This window comes from Rhizobium sp. LjRoot254 (assembly GCF_964254105.1).
In the GTDB taxonomy this organism is placed as follows: Bacteria; Pseudomonadota; Alphaproteobacteria; order Rhizobiales; family Rhizobiaceae; genus Rhizobium_E.
In genome coordinates this window covers 964,424-984,764 of the sequence record NZ_CAXUSM020000001.1, presented here as the reverse complement: position 1 = coordinate 984,764, position 20,341 = coordinate 964,424, and the positions used below count along the sequence as shown (strand labels likewise).

Sequence of the window (20,341 nt, the reverse complement as noted above, 5' to 3'; positions counted from 1 at the left end):
GAGGTCTCTGACGCGCCACAAGCGGTCGTCATCTTTGAGATCAAGAGTGGCCGCCTTTGGGGTCGGGAGAGGACCGTCTGTTTCAGGCCACACATTATGTTTGCAAATCACTTCGTTTTCGCGCGGAGGGTAATTCTGGTCAGTTCCGATGGCGCACCGAGCCTTAACGCGAACCCAGGCCATATCGCCGTTCCGTTGTTTACGTACAATGTCATGGCTCCGACTTGGTATCGACCCGAAACAAAGCCTCCATTGGCGCGCGCGATCAAGCGGTCGAGGCCGAAAACCATGCCACCATGTGTGTGCCCCGACAGCTGAAGCGCCACACCAGAGGCGGCCGCTTTTTTGGCCATCATCGGCTGGTGATCGAGCAATAAGATGGGAGTGTTCGCCGGAACTCCCTTGATCGCCGCCGCGAGGTCAGGCGGTGGAGTGCCGTGCCCACGGGCCGACACGTCGGTCAAACCCGCCAGTACGATCTCGGCATTGCCTCTCTTGAGGACGACGTGGCTGTTGGACAGCATCCGCATGCCCAACATCTCGAGGTGGCGCATCCATTCTTGGTAATCGAAGAAATATTCGTGGTTCCCCGGAATTGCGTAGACACCGTCACGCGCCCTCAATCCCGAAAGCGGCGCGACATCGTCTTTGCGGTGAGCCACGTCACCGTCGATGAAGTCCCCGGTGATGACGATCAGCTCCGCATCGAGCGCATTGGTCCTCGCTACGACCTCTTTGGTCCATGCGGCTGGGAACAGACGGCTGATGTGAAGGTCGGTCAGCTGAACCATCCGATAGCCATCAAATTCGGCAGGCAATCCAGCGATGGGAATTTCTATGTCTTTTAGCGGTGGCAATCTCATTGCCTGGCTGACCCCGTAGGCTGAAAGGCCAACAGCCAAAGCTCCGATCGCATATCGCAGGCCTGTCGGAGCAGATGCGAAGCCTCCCTTGAACGGGATGATCGCGAGTGAGGCCACATCCAGTGCGATCTGAAACACCGCGAGCAACACGATCGCGCCGAAGAGGACATTGAAAGCAATGACCAAAGGGCGCGAAAACTCCGGATCGAAGACCGACCCTGAAGAGAGGCGACTAACCAGATGAAATTGCGAGGCTACCAACAGAAGCATCGCCAGGGATGCCTTCGCCGACCAGTTCCATGGCAGTGGTTGGATGAAGCGAATGACTACGACCAGCCAGGGAATTCCGAAAATGAGGTGGAACATCAGATGCTTTCATTTGGCTGTGCTGTAGCCACACCTTATAAGGCACTGTCAGCCCTATGGGCTGACAGGCCACGCGTTTCATCGCAATGCTCACGCCCGATCAGCGTGGGCGATACTGCTGCATAAGCTTGCCAAATTTCCGCAGACCCATCGCGTCGGCAATGGACGGCGATATGGCGTTCGCGATCGTAAGCATTTTGAGCGTCCCGCCGCCCATGACGTGGACTTGACGACGTTTGCGGATGGTGGCGAGAATCTCGCGCGCGACCTGGTCGGGTTCGCAGAGGTCGACGCCCAGCTTGCTCCACATGTCGAAGAAAGGCGACTCGGCCTCGGTGTTGGAGGGAACGGGCCCGAAGAAGGAAAGCATTACGTTGGTCCCGGCAAGCTCGCGGTTGGCGCTTTGCACATAGCTCGCCAGCGCGCCGCGGCTCGCGGCATAGGAGCTCATAAATGGCAGCGCCACCCGGCCGTCCATGGCACCGCCGACGTGGACAACCACTGCGTTACCGGCTTGCTTGCGCAGTCCAGGCAGGAAGGCCCGGGTCACGAACATGGGCCCCTTGACGTTGATCGCGAACAGATCGTCGATGTCGGCCAAAGTGTATTCCTCAATAGCTTTGCGCGGCGAGATGCCCGCAAGGTTCACCACCGCATCGACCCGGCCGAGGTGCTCGAAGGCCGCTGCCGCCAGCTTCTCCATGCTCGCCGGATCAGTGACGTCCGCGCGCTGGTAAATCGCCGAACCGTCGTTGCGGCCGGTCAGCTTAGCGGCGTCGTTCTCGCTCCGGGCCGCGAGCACCAACCGGAAGCCCTCGGCCGCCAGGAGCCTGGCCAGCGCGTGACCAAGTCCTCCGGTCACTCCGATGAGAACGGCGGTGGGCGCATCCTTACCCAGCTTTGTAGCGGCTGGCCCGTTTCCGGTAGCCACAGGAGACTTCTCGTTCAGTTGCGTCATTTTCGTGTTCCTTTTGATTGGTATTGGTTACTATGAAAGTATCTATTATGGGCAAAAAAATCAGGGCAAAAAGGCTAACTGGCCCTGGCTCTGATTTTGGACACCACATCCGCCAACGTCGTCTGTCTCAGATGCCCATGGACGGCCTCCTCAGTGCCAACCAGCACGTCGCTCATGACTTCCTTGATGTTCGAACTCACGATACACTCCTTGCTCACGGGATAAGTATGGATGGCAAAAGCATCTGGAGGGTTGACCGCCGAGTAGATGTCTAAGAGCGAAATCCTATTGGGGCTTCTTGCCAGGCCATAACCACCCGACTTACCAACAGTGGTCTTAGCCAGCTTCGCCTTCGAGAGTTTAACGAGGACTCTTTTAACGAAAACCGGGTTCGCATTCACGCTGCGCGCGAGAACTTCCGACGCGAAAACTCCGTCGTGATGTGCGATTGCCGCCATCACGTGGACGGCAATCGAAAATTGAGTGTTTACTGAAGCCATTTGCAGATACTATATTAGTATCCATATAAACGCAAGAGCCGCGCGACGGCAAGGCACAGGAAGGCGAGGAGAGAGCTGGCAGTGCGCGCACGACCACTGCATTGGTCGAATTCTTTCGCAAGCTTCCGCAAAACGTTGCGATATTCAAAGGTCTGGTCATCTTTCAGTCCTTGTTGGCTGGGTAATCGGCGAATTCGCGCTGCCGTTGGGAAAAAGGTACATGCGCCAGCAACGGCAGCGCGCCGGTGTGGTCACGCGCCGGGCCGGGTCCGCCCCTTCGGCCCTGCGCCGGTCGGTAGCTCGCCGTCACACTCGTTCGAGAGCGACCGCGATGCCCTGACCGACACCCACACACATGGTCGACAGCGAATACCGACCGCCGTTCACCGCCAATTCAAGCGCCGCGGTCCCCGTGATCCGTACGCCAGACATTCCGAGGGGATGACCCAGCGCGATCGCGCCACCGTTCCGGTTCACCCGTTCGTCCTCATCAGCGATGCCTAGCTGCCGCAAAGACGCGAGGCCTTGGCTCGCAAAGGCCTCGTTGAGCTCGATGACGTCAAGGTCCTCTTGCTTGAGGCCGAGCATCGCCAGGAGCTTCTTCGAAGCGGGTGCTGGACCGATACCCATAATCCTAGGAGGGACTCCCGCCGTCGCCCCGCCGAGGATGCGTGCTATCGGCGTCAAGCCATGTTTGGTGGCCGCTTTCTCGGAAGCAATGATCAAGGCCGCCGCGCCGTCATTGACACCCGAAGCATTGCCGGCGGTCACGGTGCCGTCCGCGCGGACGATCGGCTTCAGCTTCGCCAGGGTTTCCATCGACGTTGCGCGCGGCGGCTCGTCGCGATCGACGACGATGGCATCGCCTTTTCGCTGTGGGATTGTGACGGGGGTGATTTCCCGGCCAAGCCGACCATTGGCCTGGGCGGCGGAAGCCTTTGCCTGCGACCGGACCGCGAAGGCGTCTTGGTCTTCGCGGTTGACCTGATAGTCGTCGGCGACGTTCTCGGCCGTTTCGGGCATGGAGTCGACACCGTACTGTTTCTTCATAAGCGGGTTGACGAAGCGCCACCCGACCGTGGTGTCATGGATTTCCGCTTGCCGGGAAAAGGCGATGTCGGCCTTAGGCATCACGAACGGCGCTCGGCTCATGCTCTCGACGCCGCCGGCTATCGCCAACTCGATCTCGCCAGTTTTGATCGCGCGGGCTGCGGTGATGACAGCGTCCATCCCGGAGCCGCAAAGTCGGTTCATGGTGGTCCCTGGAACGGTGTGCGGAAGACCCGCGAGTAGGAGCGACATCCGTGCGACGTCGCGGTTGTCCTCCCCGGCCTGGTTAGCGGAGCCATAGATGACCTCGTCGACCGCCGCCCAGTCCAGCGCTGGATGGCATGCCATCAGCGCCTTCAATGGCACCGCACCAAGGTCGTCAGCGCGCACCGCGGAGAGCGCGCCACCAAACCTTCCAATCGGCGTACGCACATAGGCGCAGATAAATGCTTCAGCCATCCTTCGAGCTCCTTGATGCAGCGGTGCTGGACTCGCCCTTGTGGGCAGCGTCGGTTCTGGCTTTAAGATCGCGCAGGGTCTTCAGCTCCAGTTCGCTTGGAGCCGGCGTGACATCCAGGTCCTCCGCGAACTTGACCCTCCAGCCGCAAGTCTCCTGCACCTTCTCTCTCGTCACACCGGGATGAAGCGACATGACGGTGAACTCCTTGGTCACCGGGTCGGGCCTCCAGATCGCTAAGTCTGTAATCAGCAGCGTGCGTCCTTTGGTCGCGATACCGAGGCGTGCGCGATGATCGCCACCTTCGCCGTGTCCGAAAGAGGTGACGAAGTCGATTTTCTCGACCATGCCGCGGGTCGACTGCGCCATGGTGATGTAGATTTCACCGCACGAGCTCGCGATCTCTGGAGCTCCGCCGCCGCCGGGCAATCTCGTCTTCGGCTTTTCGTAGCTGCCGATGACAGTGGTGTTGATGTTTCCGAATTTGTCGAGCTGCGCTGCGCCCAGGAAACCGATCGTGATGCGACCGCCTTGGAGCCAATAGCGAAACATTTCTGGCACGGAGACCGTCGTCACCGACGTCTCGCAAAGCTCGCCGTCGCCGATGGATAGCGGAAGTACGGTCGGTGCTGTGCCGATCGTCCCGGATTCATAGATGAGCGTGATGTCGGGAGCGTGGGTGAGACGGGCTACATTGCATGCCGCGGAAGGCGCTCCGATCCCGACAAAGCAGACGTCGGAATTGGACAGCGCCCGGGCGGCTGTGATGGTCATGATTTCGTTGGGAGTGAATGGCTGGCTCATTTTGCGGCCCTCAAATGTGCGACGCGTCGTTCGAAGTCTTCGGGTGCCGCCGACAAGACTTCGTCCTTGATCCAGTTCTCGAACAGGGTCCGGTCAGACGATATCTTGTCCCACTCGAGATAAGCGGCGTTGTCGCGCGCATAGTAGCCTTGCGCGTAGGAAGGATGGGCTCCGCCCGGCACCACTGCGATGTTGGTAATCGTCCAGGAGGGAATGATGCAGGCGTTTACGGATACGCCCTCGAAATCTTCGACAACTTCCTCGACTGTGACGACGGCCCGTTTAGCCGCGAGAACAGCCTCCTTCTGAATGCCGATAATACCCTCGACGAGAACGTCACCCTTCTTGTTGGCTTTCTGAGCATGGATGAATGTGACATTCGGTCGAACGGCAGGAACAGCCGCCAGCGTCTCTCCGGTAAACGGGCAGACGACGGACTTGATGTTCGAATTAACCCTGGTGAGTTCCGCTCCGAGATATCCACGGAAGATGGCGCAGGGTAACCCGGCCGCGCCTGCCTCGTAAGCGTTCGCCATGGCGGCGTGGCTATGTTCCTCAATCTCGATCCGATGCGGGTAGTCGTTCTCGACCGCATCGCGGAACCTGCGCAACAGACCGACTCCGGGATTGCCGGCGTAGGAGAAAATCACCTTCTTGACCATGCCATGGCCGATCATCTGGTCATAGATGCCGTCCGGCGTCATGCGTATCAGCGTCAGGTCCTTGAAACCCTGGCGGATGGCCTCATGGGCGGCGGCATGGGGTATAAGGTGGGTAAAACCTTCGAACGCGACGGCGTCGCCATTGTGGAGATTGTTTGCAACTGCCTCCTGCAGAGAGCATATTTTCGGCACTTCAGAGTCCTCGTCTACTCGATCCGCTCGGGACCGCGGATTTTCTTGTCGGCATCGCCTTCACCTGACACGCGAGCCAGTGGCGTCATCGAAGACGAAGAGGCGGTCTCGGCTCAAGGCGACCCCGACGACGTCGTTGGATTTGCCCGCGAAGTCTTTCGAGGCCTTGATCGTCAACATGTCGGAGCCAAGATTGACGGTGACCAACGTGTGGTCGCCGATGAGCTCGATCGTGTAGATGCTGGCCTTGAGGTCCGCGGCGTCTGGCGAGACGATTGCGCAGTCCTCGGGGCGGACACCGAGCACGACCTTGGAAAGGTTGCCGGATACGGGTGTCGCGACTTCAACCCCGGCCGTCTTGAAGGTCGATCTGTCCAGTGATCCGTGGATCACGTTCATGGGTGGAGAACCAATGAACCGGGCGACGAAGAGGTTCGCCGGGTCGTTGTAGATGTTGGCAGGCGTGTCCAGCTGTTGAAGCCGCCCACCTTCCAGGAGGGCCACTCGATGGGCCAGGGTCATCGCTTCGATTTGATCATGAGTTACGTAGATCGTCGTAATACCGAGCTCCTGCTGCATGTGCTTGAGTTCGGCCCGCATGTGACCACGGAGTTTCGCGTCCAGGTTCGACAACGGCTCGTCCATGAGGAAGACCTTGGGTCGCCGCACCATTGCCCGCGCGAGCGCCACGCGCTGTCTCTGGCCTCCTGACAACTGCCGCGGAAATCGGTCGAGGTATGGCAGGAGCTCGACCTGCCCGGCTACGTCCTTTACCTGCGTCGCGATGTCTTCGCGCGGCGTCCCTCTCACCTTGAGCGGGTAGCCGATGTTTTCGGCCACCGTCTTGTGCGGGTAGAGCGCGTAGGATTGGAAAACCATTGCCACGTCGCGGTTCTTGGGCAGGACGTTCGTGACGTCGCGGCTGCCGATCGTGATCGTGCCCGAGCTTGTCGTCTCAAGACCCGCGATCATTCTGAGCGCCGTCGACTTCCCCGAGCCAGACGCCCCCAGAAGAACGAGGAACTCGCCTTCCTTCACGTCGAGGTCCAGCTCGTGAAGCACCTTCACCGCGCCGAAATTCTTGGCGACTTTGTCTAGTTTTACCGTCATGTCAGTTAGCCTTTGACCGCACCGAGCAGCATGCCCTTTGCAATGAAACGTTGGAGAAAGAGGGTCATGAGCATGACAGGCAGCACCATGATGATGATGAGGACGCACATGTACCACCACTGCGGACCACGGGTGGCGTTCTGCGCCGACACCAAGAGGGTGATAGTCTGCGAATGGGCGCTCGAGAGGAAAAGCGCGAGCAAGTACTCGTTCCAAGCGAAGATGAACATCAGGAGCGCCGTCGCGACCAGGCCAGGCTTAGCGAGCGGCAGAATGATCTCGAAGAAGATTCGAAACTTCGTTGCTCCATCCAACTCGGCCGATTCCTCGAGGTCCTTCGGGATCGTGACGAAGAAGTCGTACATGAGCCAAACTACGATCGGCAGATTCACCGTCGTGTAGGTGATGATCAGCGCAAAGTGCGTGTCGAGAAGACCTATCTGCTGGAACATCACATAGATCGGAAGCGCTGCGATGACGGGCGGCATGATCCGCTGCGATATCATCCAGAAGAGGATGTCCGAGTTGCCAAGATGAGGCGACGGCACCCTTCGAAAAGCGCGGGCCGCCAGGAAGGCCAACGCGATGCCCGCCGCGACCGAAATCTGCCAGCTAACGCCGAGTGCGAGGACCAGGACAATGACGCAGACCAGCGACACGATGAATATGCCGATGGTCAGGAGCCTAGGGCGGAATGTGAAGCGCGCGAGCGAATAGGCGGCAAGCGAACCAACGATCATGACCAGCACGGTGGCCAACACCGACACGATCACCGAGTTCAAATAGGGCCGGAGCGTGTCATTTCCCAGGTCGACGAAGATGTAGTGCCAGGCGTGCATCGAGGGTTGGAAGTCGACGAAGGGAATGTAAGCGGGTCCGGCGGTGACTTGTATCGGCAGTTTGAAGCTTGTGATCACCACCCAGTAAAGCGGGAAGAGTACAATGACCGTCCAAATCGCGAGGAGCGAATAGACGATTATCTTCATACCGGGCGACATTTCGCCAAGACGGCGGGGTTCGAAAATACTCATCTGCTTGTCCTCCTCGCTGGACTGACGACGAAGTTGAAGAACGACACGCAAATGACGGTCGATACGAACAAGAGGACGTACGCCACGGCCGATGAGGCCCCGAGGTCAAGCGAGCGCCACTGAATGAATGAGTGCAGAGTGAGGGACTCGGACGCGATGCCCGGTCCGCCGTTCGTCAGGATATTGGGGAGGTCGATGATCTTGAAGGCTTCGATGACGCGGATCAGAACGACCGTCGCCGCCACAGGCGCGACCGAAGGCCACGTGATGTCGCGGAATATCTGGAGACCGGAAGCACCGTCGATGGAAGCTGCTTCCAACTCATCCTTAGGCTGGCTCTCGAAGGCAGCGAGCATGACCAGGAAAATGAAGGGAATCCACTGCCAGCTATCGCCGACGATGACGACCATTCGGGCTGACCACGGATTTGACGACCAGGAAAACTGACCGAGGCCAAGCGCCTGCCAGATCGGCGAAATCGGTCCAACGTTCATGTCGACCATCATGCGGAACGTGTAGGCGATGCCTACAGGAGTCACCATCAGCGGAATGAAGAAGACAAGCCTAAAGAAGCTCCGCGCGGTGATGTTCTGCGAGCACAGCCAGGCGAGACCAGTTCCGATGACGAACTGAATCAAGACGCCGAGCGTCACATAGAAGATGGTGGTCGAGAGCGAACCCATCTGACCGCCGGTGCCGATCGTAGATACGATGAGCCAGGCTAGGAAAAGGACGAGGCCAAACGAGATCGCGCGCCCTACGATTCCCAGAACCGTGATCGGACTGTCCTTGGCATATCTGTAGACCCCAAGGCCGACCAGTGCCGCCACGGCCAGCAGGATTATCCACCCGATGACCGGAATGGCCGCAAACGTGCCGAGGAGATGGAACTGCTCCGAACCGACGAACAATTTCTTGAAGTTGAGCCAGCCGACGAAGCGGAATTGGTATCCGCCGCCGATGAGCTTGAAACGGCTTACCGCCATCCATGCGGAAACCAGCAGTGGGAAAATGGAGAAGCCCAGGATCAAAAGGACGGCGGGCAGAACGAAGACGACGGGCGTCCGGCTGTCCAACCAATCCGATGCCGTGTGGCTTTTGTAATTCGACACGTTGAACCCCTGTAAGGAAAGCCCCCGCCATTAAGCTGGCGGGGGCGACAATGATCACTCAGCTCCGAGTGTCGCCTTGTAGGCTGACAATTGCTCTTCGCGGCCGAGCTCGTCGGTGATCTCGTTCCAGCCGTTTTCGATCGTGGTCATGGTCGCGGGGATATCGATTTCGCCGGCCAGATAGCGGGCGATCGCCGTGTCGAGAACGACCTGGAAGTATTTCTGGTTGCTCGGAATGCGCAGATCGAGACCCATGTTCGGCGAGTTCAGCGAATCTTCGATGGCGGTGAGATAGTTCTTAGCCGCCTCGGCCGAGAAGCCGCCCTTGACCCAGAGGTCGGTGGAGACGAACTGCGAGAGCCGATACGGATTGAAACCGGACTTGCCGATCGTGACGTCCACATTCGATTGCGCGGGCTGGCTCATGTAGCTGAAGAAGGCGTAGGCCGCGTCCTTCACCTTTTGGTCCGCCTTGGCGTTGACGGAGGCCGAGTGTCCGCCGTAAGCCGCGAATGGGGTGTGATTGACCCCATCCACTGCATAGGGGCAAATATCGGCGTTGCAGTCGACGAGCTTTCCCGTTTCGCGATCGAGTACCTTCTTCGAACCCGGCAGGATCGCAGCGCCGACCTTGTCAATGACCTTGGATTTTTCGGCGTCGATCGCGAGAGCACCGATATCGCCCCAGTCGAGCGAGAGTGCGCACTGGCCGGAAATGAACATGTTTCGGGTGTCGCCGACGTCCATGTTGAGTTCGTCCGGCGGGCCATACTGAGTTGTTTCCTTGAAGATTCGCAGGGCTTCTGCGAACGCCTCGTTGTTCACGAGAGGTTTGAAGTCCTTGAGATCGAAGAAAATGCCCTGTGACGTACCCTTCGATTGCAGCAACGAAGCCGCGACGTCGTTGATGAACCAGAAGCTCTGTGCGCCGCGCTTCTTGGAGATGCACGAACCGTAGTCCGGTTTGCCGTCGCCATTCAGGTCTTTGCCGTTCGCCGCCTTGGCGAATGCCAGATAGTCATCCCAGGTCTTGGGAGCTTCGAGGCCGAGGTCCTTCGCAACGTCCGTCCGGTAGTACATCATATGGAAGTCGCCATCGAGAACGAGGGCGACGCGCTTGCCATCAAGCATCTGGTCGGACTGGTCGAAGAATGGCGCGATGTCGTCGAGCTGCAGCGCGGTGTCTTTTGAGATGCGCTCGTCCAAATCCTCAAGTAGGCCGGAGAAGTCGACTAGCCAGGAGGAAGGGTAGACGGCGGCGTCGATCGAGTTCGTGCCAGCCGTCCAGTCCGTTAGCATCTTCTGATAGAGCTCCGAGAACGGCACGGTGACCACGTTGATATGCGCGCCCGTGAGCTTTTCGAAGTCGGGCGCGCGGCGCTGCAGCGGCTCGGCGATCTGCGGCCCGGTGAATGTAATGACGTTCACGGTAACGCCGTCGAACTCCCCGGCACGGGCGGCTGATCCCAGACCCCATCCCAGGACGGTGGCGGCGAGCGCCCCCGTCAGATATTTCTTGATTGACATTTCTTCCTCCGATTTTGGGGAGCACTCCCAGCTCCCGGTTGAAAACTTTCGAAACTCAGGGCAGCCGACATCCACGCGAGGATTCCCTCTCGCGGAATTTCGATCTTTCCTTTGAACAGAAGTGCGTTGACCGCTCAGGCGGACTGCATCGACACCAGTATCTTCATTTTGCTCCCGTTCGGGTTCAGGAGTTCCCGGAAGCCCTTGTCGACGACGTCATCCATGGCGATTTCGTCATCGACGATCTTCTCAGCTGGATAGAGGCCGGTCCTCATCATCTCGAAAATTCGCGGCCAGATGGTCAGCGGGTAATTCAGCGATCCCCGCAGAGCGATGTCCCGCATCGTCAGGTCGAACGGGCTGATCTCGGCGGGGCCGCCCATTAATCCGACCTGGACGACGGTGCCCTGAGCGCGGACGGCCTGAAGGCAAGTCTGCAGGGCGCGGGGATGGCCCGCGCACTCAATCGCGGCGTCGACCCCGACGCCCTCCTCGGTCCCGTCCTTGATCGTGGACATGAAGTCGGAGGAACCGGGATCGAGTACCGTCACGTCGCTCGAGAGAGCGGCTATGCGTGCCCGACGGTTGGCGTTAGGCTCGCTGACAAAAATGCGAGTCACGCCAGCGGCGCGAGCTGCAAACACTACGAGTGCGCCGATCGGGCCTGCACCCGTAATCAAAAGCGTTCCGCCCGGCGTCAATCCGGATCGGTCGACAGCATGTACGGCAACCGCCGCGGGTTCGACCAGCGCTCCCTGTTGGTCCGTCACGTCGTCCGGCATGAGAACGGCGTTGTATTCCTGAACGATCGCTCGTTTCGCCATTCCGCCCCATGGCCAGCTCAGACCGACGACGGATGCGTTCGGTCCCAAGAACGATAGATTGCGGCTCCCGAAATAGTCTAAGCGTGGGCCGATCTGCGGCTGGATGGACACGCGGTCGCCGGGCTTGAGCGTTTCCACTCCCTCACCGACCGCGACGACGCGCCCCGCAAACTCGTGGCCCAGGATTTGTGGGAGGATGGCCCCGCTGTAAGTGTTTGGTTTTTTCGGCGTGAAGATCGGACCGGATTCATATTCGTGAAGATCGGTGCCGCAGATGCCACAAAAGGAGGGCTCAACCATAACCTGGCCATGTCGGAGTGGCCCTGGCTCGGGAGCGTCCTCGATGCGAACGTCATGTTTGCCGTAGTAGCGGATTGCTTTCAACGCGAACTCCTCTCCATCCTCCTGGCTTGGGGCGGCGTACAGTTGCGCGCCAAGCACCGGTCAACCCGCGAAACACTCTGAGCCGGAAACTTTACGGCGGTGGTCGGCAAGCAAGCTTGAGAGCTCCGCAATCCGGCCTCCATTCCGGTGGCTTTGGATAATACTGATGCTAATTCCGCAAGTAAGAGCCGAAATCGGAAAACACTTTCCCGATGCGCGCAAGAATTCCGCCTAAGTCAACTTCTGACCAATCTGGCGAAACTCTGCCATCAAGCGCTCCGAGGACCCGGCCAATTCTCGAGCCAGTTTATCCAGGTCCGTATTCAAAATGCGCCCGTCACGTTTCACGAACTGGCCCGCGACCATGACGGCTTCCACGTTGCCGCCGTTGGCGTTCATGACCACCGTATTCGCGGGGTCGAGCAACGGGATCATGTTGAGGTCAGTAGCTCTGAGCATTGTGAGATCAAAGTCGCCCAGATTGGCGTTGAAGGAGCAGCTACACCAGTCCAACGTCGCGCGATGCCAAGGCATTGCCCCGACGCTTGCTCAGTCAAGGGCTCCTTGTCGCCCTTTCTCCGCCAGGAAATCCACGACGGTTCGAACACGCGGCAGCAGATGGCGCGTAACCGGCCAGACGGCATAGACGGACACTGGAACGTCTGCGACTTGCTCCAGAACCGACGTCAAGGTTCCTTTCTCCAAATGCGCCCTCACGAGCGAACGCGGCATTTGACAGAGTCCCAAACCAGCCAACGCCGCCTGCACGATCGCCTCTCCGTCGCCGAATTGGTGCCTAACAGGGGGCAAATATCGAACCGCAGCGCCGTCTGAACCCTTGATCCGCCAACTTGCTGAATTGCCCCCGAAACCGCAGATGCAATCGTGGTGGTGAAGATCGGCGACGCTTTGAGGCGTTCCGCGTGCTGTCAAGTATGAGGGCGACGCTACCACGACGGCCGGCTGTTCTGTGAGTTTCTTGGATATCAGCCCGGTGCAGTCGCGAGTTTCGCCAAACCGGATTGTGAGGTCGACACCCTCTTCGACGGGATCGACGATCTTGTCGGTGAACGAGAGCGACAATGTCAGACTCGAATAGGCTCTTGAAAAGTCCAGCAGCAAAGGCATGAGAATCTGCCGTCCGAACGCTGCCGGAGCGTCGATCCGCAATCGCCCTGAAATCACCTGGCTTTTCGAGAGCAGCGTTGTCTCCGCCGCAGTTATTTCGCCAAGCGCGTGTCGCACGTTCGCGAAATAGGCTTCACCATCGGGAGTTAGACTCAATCGCCGAGTGCTCCGGTGCAGCAGTTTGATACCCAAGCGCTCTTCAAGCTTCGTGACGCTTTTGCCGACCGCAGACTTAGTGATGCCCAACTTGGCGGCCGCCGCCGTGAAGCTGAGCGCTTCTGCGGAGTGCACAAATGCGATGACTCCATTCAGCTGGTCGATCTGGGTCATTGTAAACTATCGCTCCACACACTGGAGAAATTGAAGCTCTTCTGTTCCACTAGGGTTACATTAAGCTGTGGCGTACGCGCAAGCAAAGTTTGAACATCGGCAATAGTCTTCGCGCTCAACGCAAGAATGTCCGGGCCATGGATCGTCTCACAGAGATCGAAGTATTCATACAAATCGCGGATCACGGCAGTATCACCAAAGCCGCCGACGCGATGGACATGTCCGTCTCGGCCACGAGCAGAAACTTGCAATCTCTCGAGGACCGTCTAAATGCCCGGCTGGTACAGCGCACAACTCGGCATTTAAGCCTCACGAGCGAGGGCGAGATGTTCTACCACCGTGGAAAGGAACTCATCGCGGGAATGCTCGACGCCGAAGCTAGTGTCAACGAGGGCGCGATGAGCCCGAGCGGGCTCCTACGCATCAGCGCCTCCCTCTCGTTTTGCCTTCTGCATCTCAGTCCTCTTATCCCGTCATTTACGCAGCGCTATCCGAACGTGAGGGTCGAGGTCGTGGTTTCCAATCGCTACTATGACCTGATTGAAAACGGCGTCGATCTGGCGATCCGCACTCGCCGAGTAGAGGCGGACTCTTCGATCACCATTCGCCGCCTCGCCGAGACCCGGCGGCTCCTTGCGGCTTCTCCCGAATACCTAGCGAGACGTGGCACGCCAAGTAATCCCGCCGAGCTCGCGGAGCACGATTTGCTCCTCTACACGCTTGCCGACAATTGGAATCACCTGACCTTCAGAAGGAATGGCGAGGCGATCTCGGTTCCGGTGACGGGCCTCCTGAACTCGAACGACGGCCAGATTATTCGCAAGGCCGCGTTGGATGGTCTCGGAATCTTGGCGCAACCGACCTACATCATCAATGACGATCTGGAGTCTGGTCGGTTGGTGCGGGTGATGGATGACTGGGATTTGCCACGCCTGACGATGAACATAGCATATCCGACGCGACATCACCTTCCGGCCAAGACGCGCTTGTTCATCGACTACCTCGTCAAAGAATTCAAGGACAGAAACTACGAAGCCAAGTGGACCGAGTAAGTCGGGACAAGAGTCAAAAATTTGGTAGGCGGGGATTGCGCTTGCCTATCCAGGGGCCTCAGCGCCGGGGCAACCTTCGTTGCGAGGAGCTCAATTCCGCGCATAACATCCCCAAAAGGCTGCGCTCCAATGTCGATCTGTCCGACGAAGAGCGAGCATCCCGTTGCCGAATGACGTGTGGCACCTGTTAGGGCTTCAGGAATCGACAGGCTAGGCGATCGGTCGCGCCCTTGAGCCCGCGCATCCCTGGACTTCATAACGCGGAGTTAAAGGCAATTCCGACGCCTTAATCAGTAATCCAAGCACGCCAAAACCGGGTCGAGCGCCGGTTTGTTTTTGCTCGAAGTGGGAAAGTGTTTCCCTACGCGGGGTCTTTTTCCCGAAGTTCAGGAAGTTAAGTTTTGACCCACGGCGGAGGAAACTGCCGTTGGGAGGATTTCATGAGCTTCAATTTGGTTTGTCGGGTCAGCCACGTACCGCCTGCCCAAGCAGGCGTCGAACGCCCTTACAGACGGGAAACGTGATTTTCCCAAGACCTCAACCGAGCCGGCCCTCCGGCGGTCCGAAACTCAAAAATCAAGAAGTAGATCGATGATCAAACATATCGTCATGTGGGACGTCCGTGGAGAAAGCGTCGAGGAAAAACAGGCTGCTGCCCTCGACCTCAAATCCAAGTTCGAGAGTCTACTGGGGGAAATCCCCGGTCTGGTGTTCCTCGAGGTCGGCATCGATTTCTCGCGCGTCGATTATGCCTGCGATGTCGTGCTTTATTCCGAGTTCAAGGACGAAGCTTCCCTGGAGGGGTACGCCACGCATCCCGCGCATCTGCGAGTCCGGGACTCCCTGAAGGACATCCGGATTGCCAGACACCAGGTCGACTACTCCCCCCGGAAAAGCGCCGGCGCGCATTTAAGCGCCGACTGAGGACTGAAGGCGGAGGAACCGATGACCAAAATTATCCCACAGCGCCAAGACCCCACGCTCGCGCCGGTCCTGAACGTGCGAGGCCTCCGCAAGACCTACGGCGGTGTCGTCGCTCTGAAAAATGTCGATTTCGACCTGATGCCGGGCGAAATTCACGGGCTTTGCGGGGAAAACGGCGCTGGGAAATCCACGTTGGTCAAAATCCTGGGAGGCCTTGTCGCCCCGACGGAGGGAGAGATCACAGTCGATGGCGTCGCCCTCAAGGCGGGTCGGAGAACTGATCCCCGGCTGATCTCCATCGTCCACCAGGAGCTGTCGATCGTTCCGGACCTGTCGGTGCTCGACAACGTTCTTATGGGCGACCAGTCCATCGGCGAGTTCCTCTTCCGTCGCCGCTACCGCGCCGCCATTCGTCGTCAACTTGACGACATCGGGCTCTCCCACGTCGATCTCGATCAGCCCGCTCGCGAGCTTGGCCTCGCTGAGCAGCAACTGATCGAGATCGCACGGGGGGTGTCGCGGGGAGCCCGCATCCTCATCCTCGACGAACCGACCGCGACTTTGTCCGATAACGAGATACACCGCGTATTCACGGCCGTCAGATGGCTGCGGGACCAGGGCTCGACGATCGTCTTCATCAGCCACAGGCTTCCAGAGGTCTTCGAGTTCACCGACCGGATCACCGTGTTCCGCAACGGTGAGCGTATCGTAACCAAGGCGACTGCCGCTTTCACGACGGACGAATTAGTGCAGTCCATGATCGGGCGCGAAGTCGCCAGCAGACATGCCCTCGCAGAGAGCCCTGCGGCCTCCTCGGGCGAGGTCCGGCTCGCCACCAAGGCCTTCTCGGTCGCGGGTCGGTTCGATCCCATCGATCTGGCTCTCGAGAAGGGTGAGGTCCTGGCAGTCGTCGGTCAATTGGGCTCCGGCGCTGACGCAGTCATCGAGGCGATAGCCGGACTCCGGAAAATATATCTGGGAAAGATTGAAGTGGATGGCCGGCTCGTCGAAGTCCGCTCGGTGGCCGACGCGATGAACGCCCGCATTGCCTACGTCTCAGAGGATCGGGCGGGCAAGGGTGTGTTCCTCGACGCTCCAATAGAAATCAACATCACGTCCTCAATCCTAGACCGTGTGACGAAGCTCGGCTTCATCAGGACCGGACTGGCAAAGGCGAAGGCAAGGGAACTTGCGGGGCGATTCCAGATCGACATCAGGCGGCTTCCCCATGAAGTCTCCACCTTGAGCGGCGGCAACCAACAGAAGGTTTCCCTGGCCAAGGCAGTTGCTCTCGAACCGAAAATACTCGTGCTGAACGAGCCCACTCGCGGCGTGGACATCGGGGCGCGCACCGAAATCTACAGGCAGCTCCGGGAGCTAGCGTCCTCGGGAATGTCGATCCTCTTCTTCACCACCGACATCGAAGAAGTCCACGAACTGGCCGACAGGGTGATCACGGTTTTCCGCGGAGCCATTGTGTCCGACCGGGCGACCGCCGGGGCGAGCATCGACGACGTGCTCACCGACATCCTCCATGGCCCTCGGGCTGAAGCGAACGAAGAAGCGGCATGACCACGATGACGACCCCGCTCTCCAATCCATCCAATGTAAGCAACACCCGCCCAGCGGCGGAATGGCTTCAAGCGCCGTTCCGGGCCGACCGGGTCCAGGCGACCACAGTGAAGCTGGTGACGCTCGCTCTTCTTCTTTGGGGTTGGGCGACCATTCCCAACTTCCTCTCGATGACGAACGTCAACGCCATGATGTTCTCAGTCGCCGCAGTTGGCGTCGCCGCCATCGGCATGGCCTTCGTCACAATGAGCGGCAATCTGTTCATGCTGTCGATGGGTGCCATCGCGGCGGTGTCCACCGTGATCTTTGCGTCGGTTCTCCATTTGGGTATGTTCCCGACGCTCTTGATCGTAGTTTTGGTCGGCGCTGGCATCGGCCTTATCCAGGGTGTCGCCGTCGGCGTGACGGGCGCGAACCCGATCATCGCGACCATTGCGATGTCCTCGATCATCATGGGCGTCGGCGCTTATTTTTCCGGCGGCCTGACGATCGTTGGCCAGGGCGACGCGTCCTGGCTCGGCATCGGCCGGTTCGTTGGCGTCCTGCCCAACCAGATGATGTTCTTCATCGTCCTCGCGGTGGCGGCCGAGGTCGTCGTGGAGCGCACCCGCTTTGGCAGGGAGCTCCGCCTCATCGGAATGAACAGGGACGCCGCGTCCATCGCGGGGCTGCGGATCGCGAGGACGCTGCTGATCGCTTTCCTGGTGGCGTCTGTCGCCGCGTCGCTTTCGGGTTCGATGTTCGCTTCGCAGGCGGCCCAAGGAAATCTCAAGCTCGGCGCAGGCCTGGATTTCGACGCCATCGCCGCGGTTTTGGTCGGGGGGGTGTCGATCAAGGGTGGCCGGGGCAAAATCCTGGACGCCGCATGGGGCGCAGTCTTCCTTTCAGTCGTCAGCAACATCCTGTTGGTGAAGGGGCTGCCGTTCGAAGTTCAACTCGCGGTGAAGGGCCTGGTCGTGATCGCGGCCGTGATCTTCGGCGCGCTCGTCGGAGGAAAATCCCGATGACCATCGTCACAAACTCCCGGGATCGGATTCTGCGCCGCTTCGGCGGTCTCCCACTGATCGGACGCGCGCTCCTCATGATCGTCATCATGCTCGCGTTCGCCATCACGACGCCAAACTTCACAAGCCCGCAGAATCTCTACGCTCTGCTCCAGTCTTTCGCGCTCCTCGGTCTCGTGACCTTGGGTCTGTCGCTCACCATGATCGCCGGAGAGTTCGACCTGAGCGTCGGTTCGATGGTGGCGGTGGGCGGCCTTATCACCCTGAAGACGGGAGAATCGAGTGTTCTGGTAGGCGTCGGCTGCGCTGTCGCGTTCGGCGCGTTGGTCGGCCTGATCAACTCCGTGATCTTCACATGGCTCCGCATTTCGTCCCTTGTCGTCACAGTGGGGACGATGATGGCGCTGGCCGGGATGGCGTTTTGGATCGCCGACGGACGCGTCGTCAGCACCGACAACTTCGACTCGGGCGCGTTTCTCGACGATCCCTTCCTGGCAATGATGTCGGTTCGCAGCGCCATCACGTTCCTGGCCTTCCTTCTCGCCTTCGCCATCATGCGCTACACCCGCGTCGGACGCGACATCATCGCGACCGGAAGCAAGCGCCACGTCGCGACCGCCAGCGGCGCTCGCCTTGGCGTCTCCCTTGTCGTCGTGTTCTGCCTTTCCGGCGTCTGCGCCGCACTGGCCGGATCGCTTCTGTCATTGAGCCTCGCGACCGCTTCCGCCCAGATGGGCGCGAACATCACGCTCCAGGCGGCCTCTGCGGCGATCATCGGCGGCGTCGCCTTAGCAGGTGGCATCGGGGGACCAATCGGCGTGATGGTTGGGGTCTTCATACTCTGCGTCCTGAACAACGGCCTAAGCCTGCTCGGGTCCAACGCGTCCGGCATCCTGTTCACCAACGGCCTGGTCCTTCTGACGGTGGTCCTCCTGGATGGACGGCTGGCACGGGAATTGGCCGTCACATACCGGGCAGCTCGGGCGCGGCGTCACCAACATTCATCGATCGGTCCTGCGGCATGACCGCCCGACCTGAGGGAAACCGCTCCATCACCAGCGGCTAACAGGTGAAACTACCCTATGGGAGGAATGCACATGAAAAAGCTGATGTCAAAACTGTTCGCCGCGACCGTGTTGGCGACGATGGCCGCGCCGCTCCTTGGAGCCGTCGATGCGAACGCCGCCGCGAAAGGTTCCAAGATCATTCTTCTGACGGTCTCGCAAGAGTGCTCTTACTGCTCGCTTCACCAGACCGCGTTCAAGGAGGAGGCCAAGAAGCTCGGTATCGAGGTGGAAGTGAAGATCAACAACTTCGACGCCGCCGAACAGGCCTCGCAAGTCGACCAGGCGATCGGCCAGAAGCCGGACGCGATCGTCCTCTGGCCCGCTGACGCGAGTGCCATCGTGCCCTCGCTCCGCAAGATCAAGAACGCGGGCATTCCGCTTGTCGTGACCAACTCCCTGCCGGACCAGAAGTATTCGGAATATTGGAACGTGTTCACGGGCCCGAACGATATCGGCAACGGCGAGTCCGCTGGCAAAGCCATGATCCAGGGCTTCAAGGACAAGGGTTACGGCAGCAGCGACGAGGTGTTCGTCGTCTTCGGCGTTCCGGGCACCCCTCCGCAGATTCAGCGTCTCGACGGCTTCACCAAGGTCCTCGAAGGCGACGCGACGGGGATCAAGATCGCCAGCGCGCAGCCGGGCAACTGGGACCAGACCAAGGCGACCGAGGCCGCCGCGGCGCTCTTCACCCAGTATGGCGACAAGATCAAGGGCGTCTACGCCCAGGCCGACAACATGCTCGCGGGCGTTATCGTCGCCGCCCAGCGTGCTGGCATGGACCCGGCCAAGCTCGTGCTCGTCGGCTCCAATTGCAGCATCGAAGGCATCACCGCCATCGAGAACGGCACGCAGTACGCAAGCGTGCTCCAGTCGCCAGTCGACGACGGCGTCTACGCCGCCCAGGCCGTCGCCGACGTACTTGATGGCAAGACGGTCGAAAGCACCCGCTTCCTGCCGCATGAGATCATTACGAAGGACAACGTGAAGGATTGCTACCCGGCCAACGGGAAGTAATCGAAGCAACTCGGTGGCGGAATTCGAGCCGCCACCACTCCCTTCGAGGGAGAGCGACGACGATGAAAGGAAAAGTCCATGCTATTTGCGGTTCATTGCCTCGACCATGATGATGGCCTGCCGCGGCGACTGGCGAACTACGACGCCCACAAGGCCTACCTCTCCGCAGGCGCGGTAAAGACCGTCATCTCCGGGCCGCTTGTCGCCGACGACGGCGAGACCATGATCGGCTCGCTCTTCGTCTTCGAGGCCGACCAGATCGACGACGTGATCGCGTTCAACAACGACGACCCGTTCGCCCATGCCAACGTCTGGCGGCAGGTGGACATCAACCCGTTCCTGAAGCGTGTCGACAATCGCTAGGAACGCAGGGGGTCCGGTCCGATCGAGGCCCGGAATTCGAGGAACCG

General features: G+C 59.6%; 20 protein-coding genes. 7 read left to right on the top strand and 13 right to left on the bottom strand.

The features are described 5' to 3' along the window. Window positions 1-107: 107 nt before the first annotated feature. From ACSQ26_RS04935 to ACSQ26_RS04875, 13 genes are all read right to left on the bottom strand, one after another. Window positions 108-1,229 carry a metallophosphoesterase gene (locus ACSQ26_RS04935; RefSeq protein WP_436006841.1) on the bottom strand — a complete coding sequence of 374 codons (1,122 nt, stop codon included), beginning with the start codon at window positions 1,227-1,229 and terminating at the stop codon, window positions 108-110. Window positions 1,230-1,329: 100 nt separating this feature from the next. Beyond that, window positions 1,330-2,187, bottom strand: a complete 858-nt coding sequence (locus tag ACSQ26_RS04930; protein WP_436006839.1) for an SDR family NAD(P)-dependent oxidoreductase — start codon at window positions 2,185-2,187, stop codon at window positions 1,330-1,332. 74 nt (window positions 2,188-2,261) lie between these two features. Continuing rightward, the gene (locus ACSQ26_RS04925) at window positions 2,262-2,687 is read right to left on the bottom strand and encodes an Rrf2 family transcriptional regulator (protein WP_436006836.1); all 426 of its coding nucleotides are present in this window, start codon (window positions 2,685-2,687) and stop codon (window positions 2,262-2,264) included. A 306-nt stretch (window positions 2,688-2,993) separates the two neighbouring features. Then, the gene (gene pcaF, locus ACSQ26_RS04920; protein ID WP_436006834.1) at window positions 2,994-4,196 is read right to left on the bottom strand and encodes a 3-oxoadipyl-CoA thiolase; all 1,203 of its coding nucleotides are present in this window, start codon (window positions 4,194-4,196) and stop codon (window positions 2,994-2,996) included. Further along, window positions 4,189-4,998 carry a CoA-transferase subunit beta gene (locus ACSQ26_RS04915; RefSeq protein ID WP_436006832.1) on the bottom strand — a complete coding sequence of 270 codons (810 nt, stop codon included), beginning with the start codon at window positions 4,996-4,998 and terminating at the stop codon, window positions 4,189-4,191. Before ACSQ26_RS04915 ends, pcaF begins: the two co-directional genes overlap by 8 nt. Then, on the bottom strand, window positions 4,995-5,852 hold the full coding sequence (locus tag ACSQ26_RS04910) for a CoA transferase subunit A (RefSeq protein WP_436006830.1): 858 nt from the start codon (window positions 5,850-5,852) through the stop codon (window positions 4,995-4,997). The genes ACSQ26_RS04915 and ACSQ26_RS04910 overlap by 4 nt, the downstream gene beginning before the upstream one ends. Window positions 5,853-5,912: 60 nt before the next feature. Beyond that, window positions 5,913-6,962 carry an ABC transporter ATP-binding protein gene (locus ACSQ26_RS04905; RefSeq protein WP_436006828.1) on the bottom strand — a complete coding sequence of 350 codons (1,050 nt, stop codon included), beginning with the start codon at window positions 6,960-6,962 and terminating at the stop codon, window positions 5,913-5,915. A gap of 5 nt (window positions 6,963-6,967) precedes the next feature. Continuing rightward, window positions 6,968-7,993 carry a carbohydrate ABC transporter permease gene (locus tag ACSQ26_RS04900; protein ID WP_436006826.1) on the bottom strand — a complete coding sequence of 342 codons (1,026 nt, stop codon included), beginning with the start codon at window positions 7,991-7,993 and terminating at the stop codon, window positions 6,968-6,970. Beyond that, window positions 7,990-9,024, bottom strand: a complete 1,035-nt coding sequence (locus ACSQ26_RS04895) for a carbohydrate ABC transporter permease (RefSeq protein ID WP_436006824.1) — start codon at window positions 9,022-9,024, stop codon at window positions 7,990-7,992. Before ACSQ26_RS04895 ends, ACSQ26_RS04900 begins: the two co-directional genes overlap by 4 nt. Before the next feature lie 135 nt (window positions 9,025-9,159). After that, window positions 9,160-10,632, bottom strand: coding sequence for an ABC transporter substrate-binding protein (locus ACSQ26_RS04890; protein WP_436006823.1), 1,473 nt, complete (start codon window positions 10,630-10,632; stop codon window positions 9,160-9,162). 134 nt (window positions 10,633-10,766) lie between these two features. Further along, complete coding sequence (locus tag ACSQ26_RS04885) at window positions 10,767-11,840, bottom strand: 2,3-butanediol dehydrogenase (RefSeq protein ID WP_436006822.1); 1,074 nt, start codon at window positions 11,838-11,840, stop codon at window positions 10,767-10,769. A 231-nt stretch (window positions 11,841-12,071) separates the two neighbouring features. Further along, the gene (locus ACSQ26_RS04880) at window positions 12,072-12,275 is read right to left on the bottom strand and encodes a hypothetical protein (RefSeq protein WP_436006821.1); all 204 of its coding nucleotides are present in this window, start codon (window positions 12,273-12,275) and stop codon (window positions 12,072-12,074) included. Between the two features lie 114 nt (window positions 12,276-12,389). Further along, window positions 12,390-13,298 (bottom strand): LysR family transcriptional regulator, encoded by a 909-nt coding sequence (locus tag ACSQ26_RS04875; protein ID WP_436006820.1) that lies wholly within the window; start codon window positions 13,296-13,298, stop codon window positions 12,390-12,392. A gap of 137 nt (window positions 13,299-13,435) precedes the next feature. Here ACSQ26_RS04875 and ACSQ26_RS04870 point away from each other — a divergent pair, with 137 nt between their 5' ends. The 7 genes from ACSQ26_RS04870 (at window position 13,436) to ACSQ26_RS04840 (ending at window position 20,294) form a co-directional block, all read left to right on the top strand. Continuing rightward, window positions 13,436-14,350 carry a LysR substrate-binding domain-containing protein gene (locus tag ACSQ26_RS04870; protein WP_436006819.1) on the top strand — a complete coding sequence of 305 codons (915 nt, stop codon included), beginning with the start codon at window positions 13,436-13,438 and terminating at the stop codon, window positions 14,348-14,350. 591 nt (window positions 14,351-14,941) lie between these two features. Next, on the top strand, window positions 14,942-15,274 hold the full coding sequence (locus tag ACSQ26_RS04865) for a Dabb family protein (RefSeq protein WP_436006818.1): 333 nt from the start codon (window positions 14,942-14,944) through the stop codon (window positions 15,272-15,274). Between the two features lie 21 nt (window positions 15,275-15,295). Continuing rightward, window positions 15,296-16,846: a sugar ABC transporter ATP-binding protein gene (locus ACSQ26_RS04860; RefSeq protein WP_436006817.1), complete on the top strand. Its 1,551-nt coding sequence runs from the start codon at window positions 15,296-15,298 to the stop codon at window positions 16,844-16,846. Next, a complete protein-coding gene (locus ACSQ26_RS04855; RefSeq protein WP_436006816.1) occupies window positions 16,843-17,853 on the top strand; it encodes an ABC transporter permease in 1,011 nt (336 codons plus the stop codon). The genes ACSQ26_RS04860 and ACSQ26_RS04855 overlap by 4 nt, the downstream gene beginning before the upstream one ends. Next, window positions 17,850-18,875: an ABC transporter permease gene (locus ACSQ26_RS04850; RefSeq protein ID WP_436006815.1), complete on the top strand. Its 1,026-nt coding sequence runs from the start codon at window positions 17,850-17,852 to the stop codon at window positions 18,873-18,875. The genes ACSQ26_RS04855 and ACSQ26_RS04850 overlap by 4 nt, the downstream gene beginning before the upstream one ends. Window positions 18,876-18,947: 72 nt before the next feature. After that, the gene (locus tag ACSQ26_RS04845) at window positions 18,948-19,931 is read left to right on the top strand and encodes a sugar ABC transporter substrate-binding protein (protein ID WP_436006814.1); all 984 of its coding nucleotides are present in this window, start codon (window positions 18,948-18,950) and stop codon (window positions 19,929-19,931) included. Window positions 19,932-20,009: 78 nt separating this feature from the next. Then, a complete protein-coding gene (locus ACSQ26_RS04840; protein WP_436006813.1) occupies window positions 20,010-20,294 on the top strand; it encodes a YciI family protein in 285 nt (94 codons plus the stop codon). The last annotated feature ends 47 nt before the right edge of the window (window positions 20,295-20,341 follow it).

Excerpts from the sequence above, each read along its gene's own strand:
- ACSQ26_RS04925 (WP_436006836.1), bottom strand. The coding sequence starts at position 2,687 with ATGGCTTCAGTAAACACTCAATTTTCGATTGCCGTCCACGTGATGGCG.
- ACSQ26_RS04900 (WP_436006826.1), bottom strand. The coding sequence starts at position 7,993 with ATGAGTATTTTCGAACCCCGCCGTCTTGGCGAAATGTCGCCCGGTATG.
- ACSQ26_RS04845 (WP_436006814.1), top strand. The coding sequence starts at position 18,948 with ATGAAAAAGCTGATGTCAAAACTGTTCGCCGCGACCGTGTTGGCGACG.
- ACSQ26_RS04915 (WP_436006832.1), bottom strand. The coding sequence starts at position 4,998 with ATGAGCCAGCCATTCACTCCCAACGAAATCATGACCATCACAGCCGCC.
- ACSQ26_RS04890 (WP_436006823.1), bottom strand. The coding sequence starts at position 10,632 with ATGTCAATCAAGAAATATCTGACGGGGGCGCTCGCCGCCACCGTCCTG.
- ACSQ26_RS04840 (WP_436006813.1), top strand. The coding sequence starts at position 20,010 with ATGCTATTTGCGGTTCATTGCCTCGACCATGATGATGGCCTGCCGCGG.
- ACSQ26_RS04865 (WP_436006818.1), top strand. The coding sequence starts at position 14,942 with ATGATCAAACATATCGTCATGTGGGACGTCCGTGGAGAAAGCGTCGAG.
- ACSQ26_RS04880 (WP_436006821.1), bottom strand. The coding sequence starts at position 12,275 with ATGATCCCGTTGCTCGACCCCGCGAATACGGTGGTCATGAACGCCAAC.
- ACSQ26_RS04935 (WP_436006841.1), bottom strand. The coding sequence starts at position 1,229 with ATGTTCCACCTCATTTTCGGAATTCCCTGGCTGGTCGTAGTCATTCGC.
- ACSQ26_RS04860 (WP_436006817.1), top strand. The coding sequence starts at position 15,296 with ATGACCAAAATTATCCCACAGCGCCAAGACCCCACGCTCGCGCCGGTC.
- ACSQ26_RS04875 (WP_436006820.1), bottom strand. The coding sequence starts at position 13,298 with ATGACCCAGATCGACCAGCTGAATGGAGTCATCGCATTTGTGCACTCC.
- ACSQ26_RS04905 (WP_436006828.1), bottom strand. The coding sequence starts at position 6,962 with ATGACGGTAAAACTAGACAAAGTCGCCAAGAATTTCGGCGCGGTGAAG.
- ACSQ26_RS04855 (WP_436006816.1), top strand. The coding sequence starts at position 16,843 with ATGACCACGATGACGACCCCGCTCTCCAATCCATCCAATGTAAGCAAC.
- ACSQ26_RS04870 (WP_436006819.1), top strand. The coding sequence starts at position 13,436 with ATGGATCGTCTCACAGAGATCGAAGTATTCATACAAATCGCGGATCAC.
- ACSQ26_RS04930 (WP_436006839.1), bottom strand. The coding sequence starts at position 2,187 with ATGACGCAACTGAACGAGAAGTCTCCTGTGGCTACCGGAAACGGGCCA.
- ACSQ26_RS04850 (WP_436006815.1), top strand. The coding sequence starts at position 17,850 with ATGACCATCGTCACAAACTCCCGGGATCGGATTCTGCGCCGCTTCGGC.
- pcaF (WP_436006834.1), bottom strand. The coding sequence starts at position 4,196 with ATGGCTGAAGCATTTATCTGCGCCTATGTGCGTACGCCGATTGGAAGG.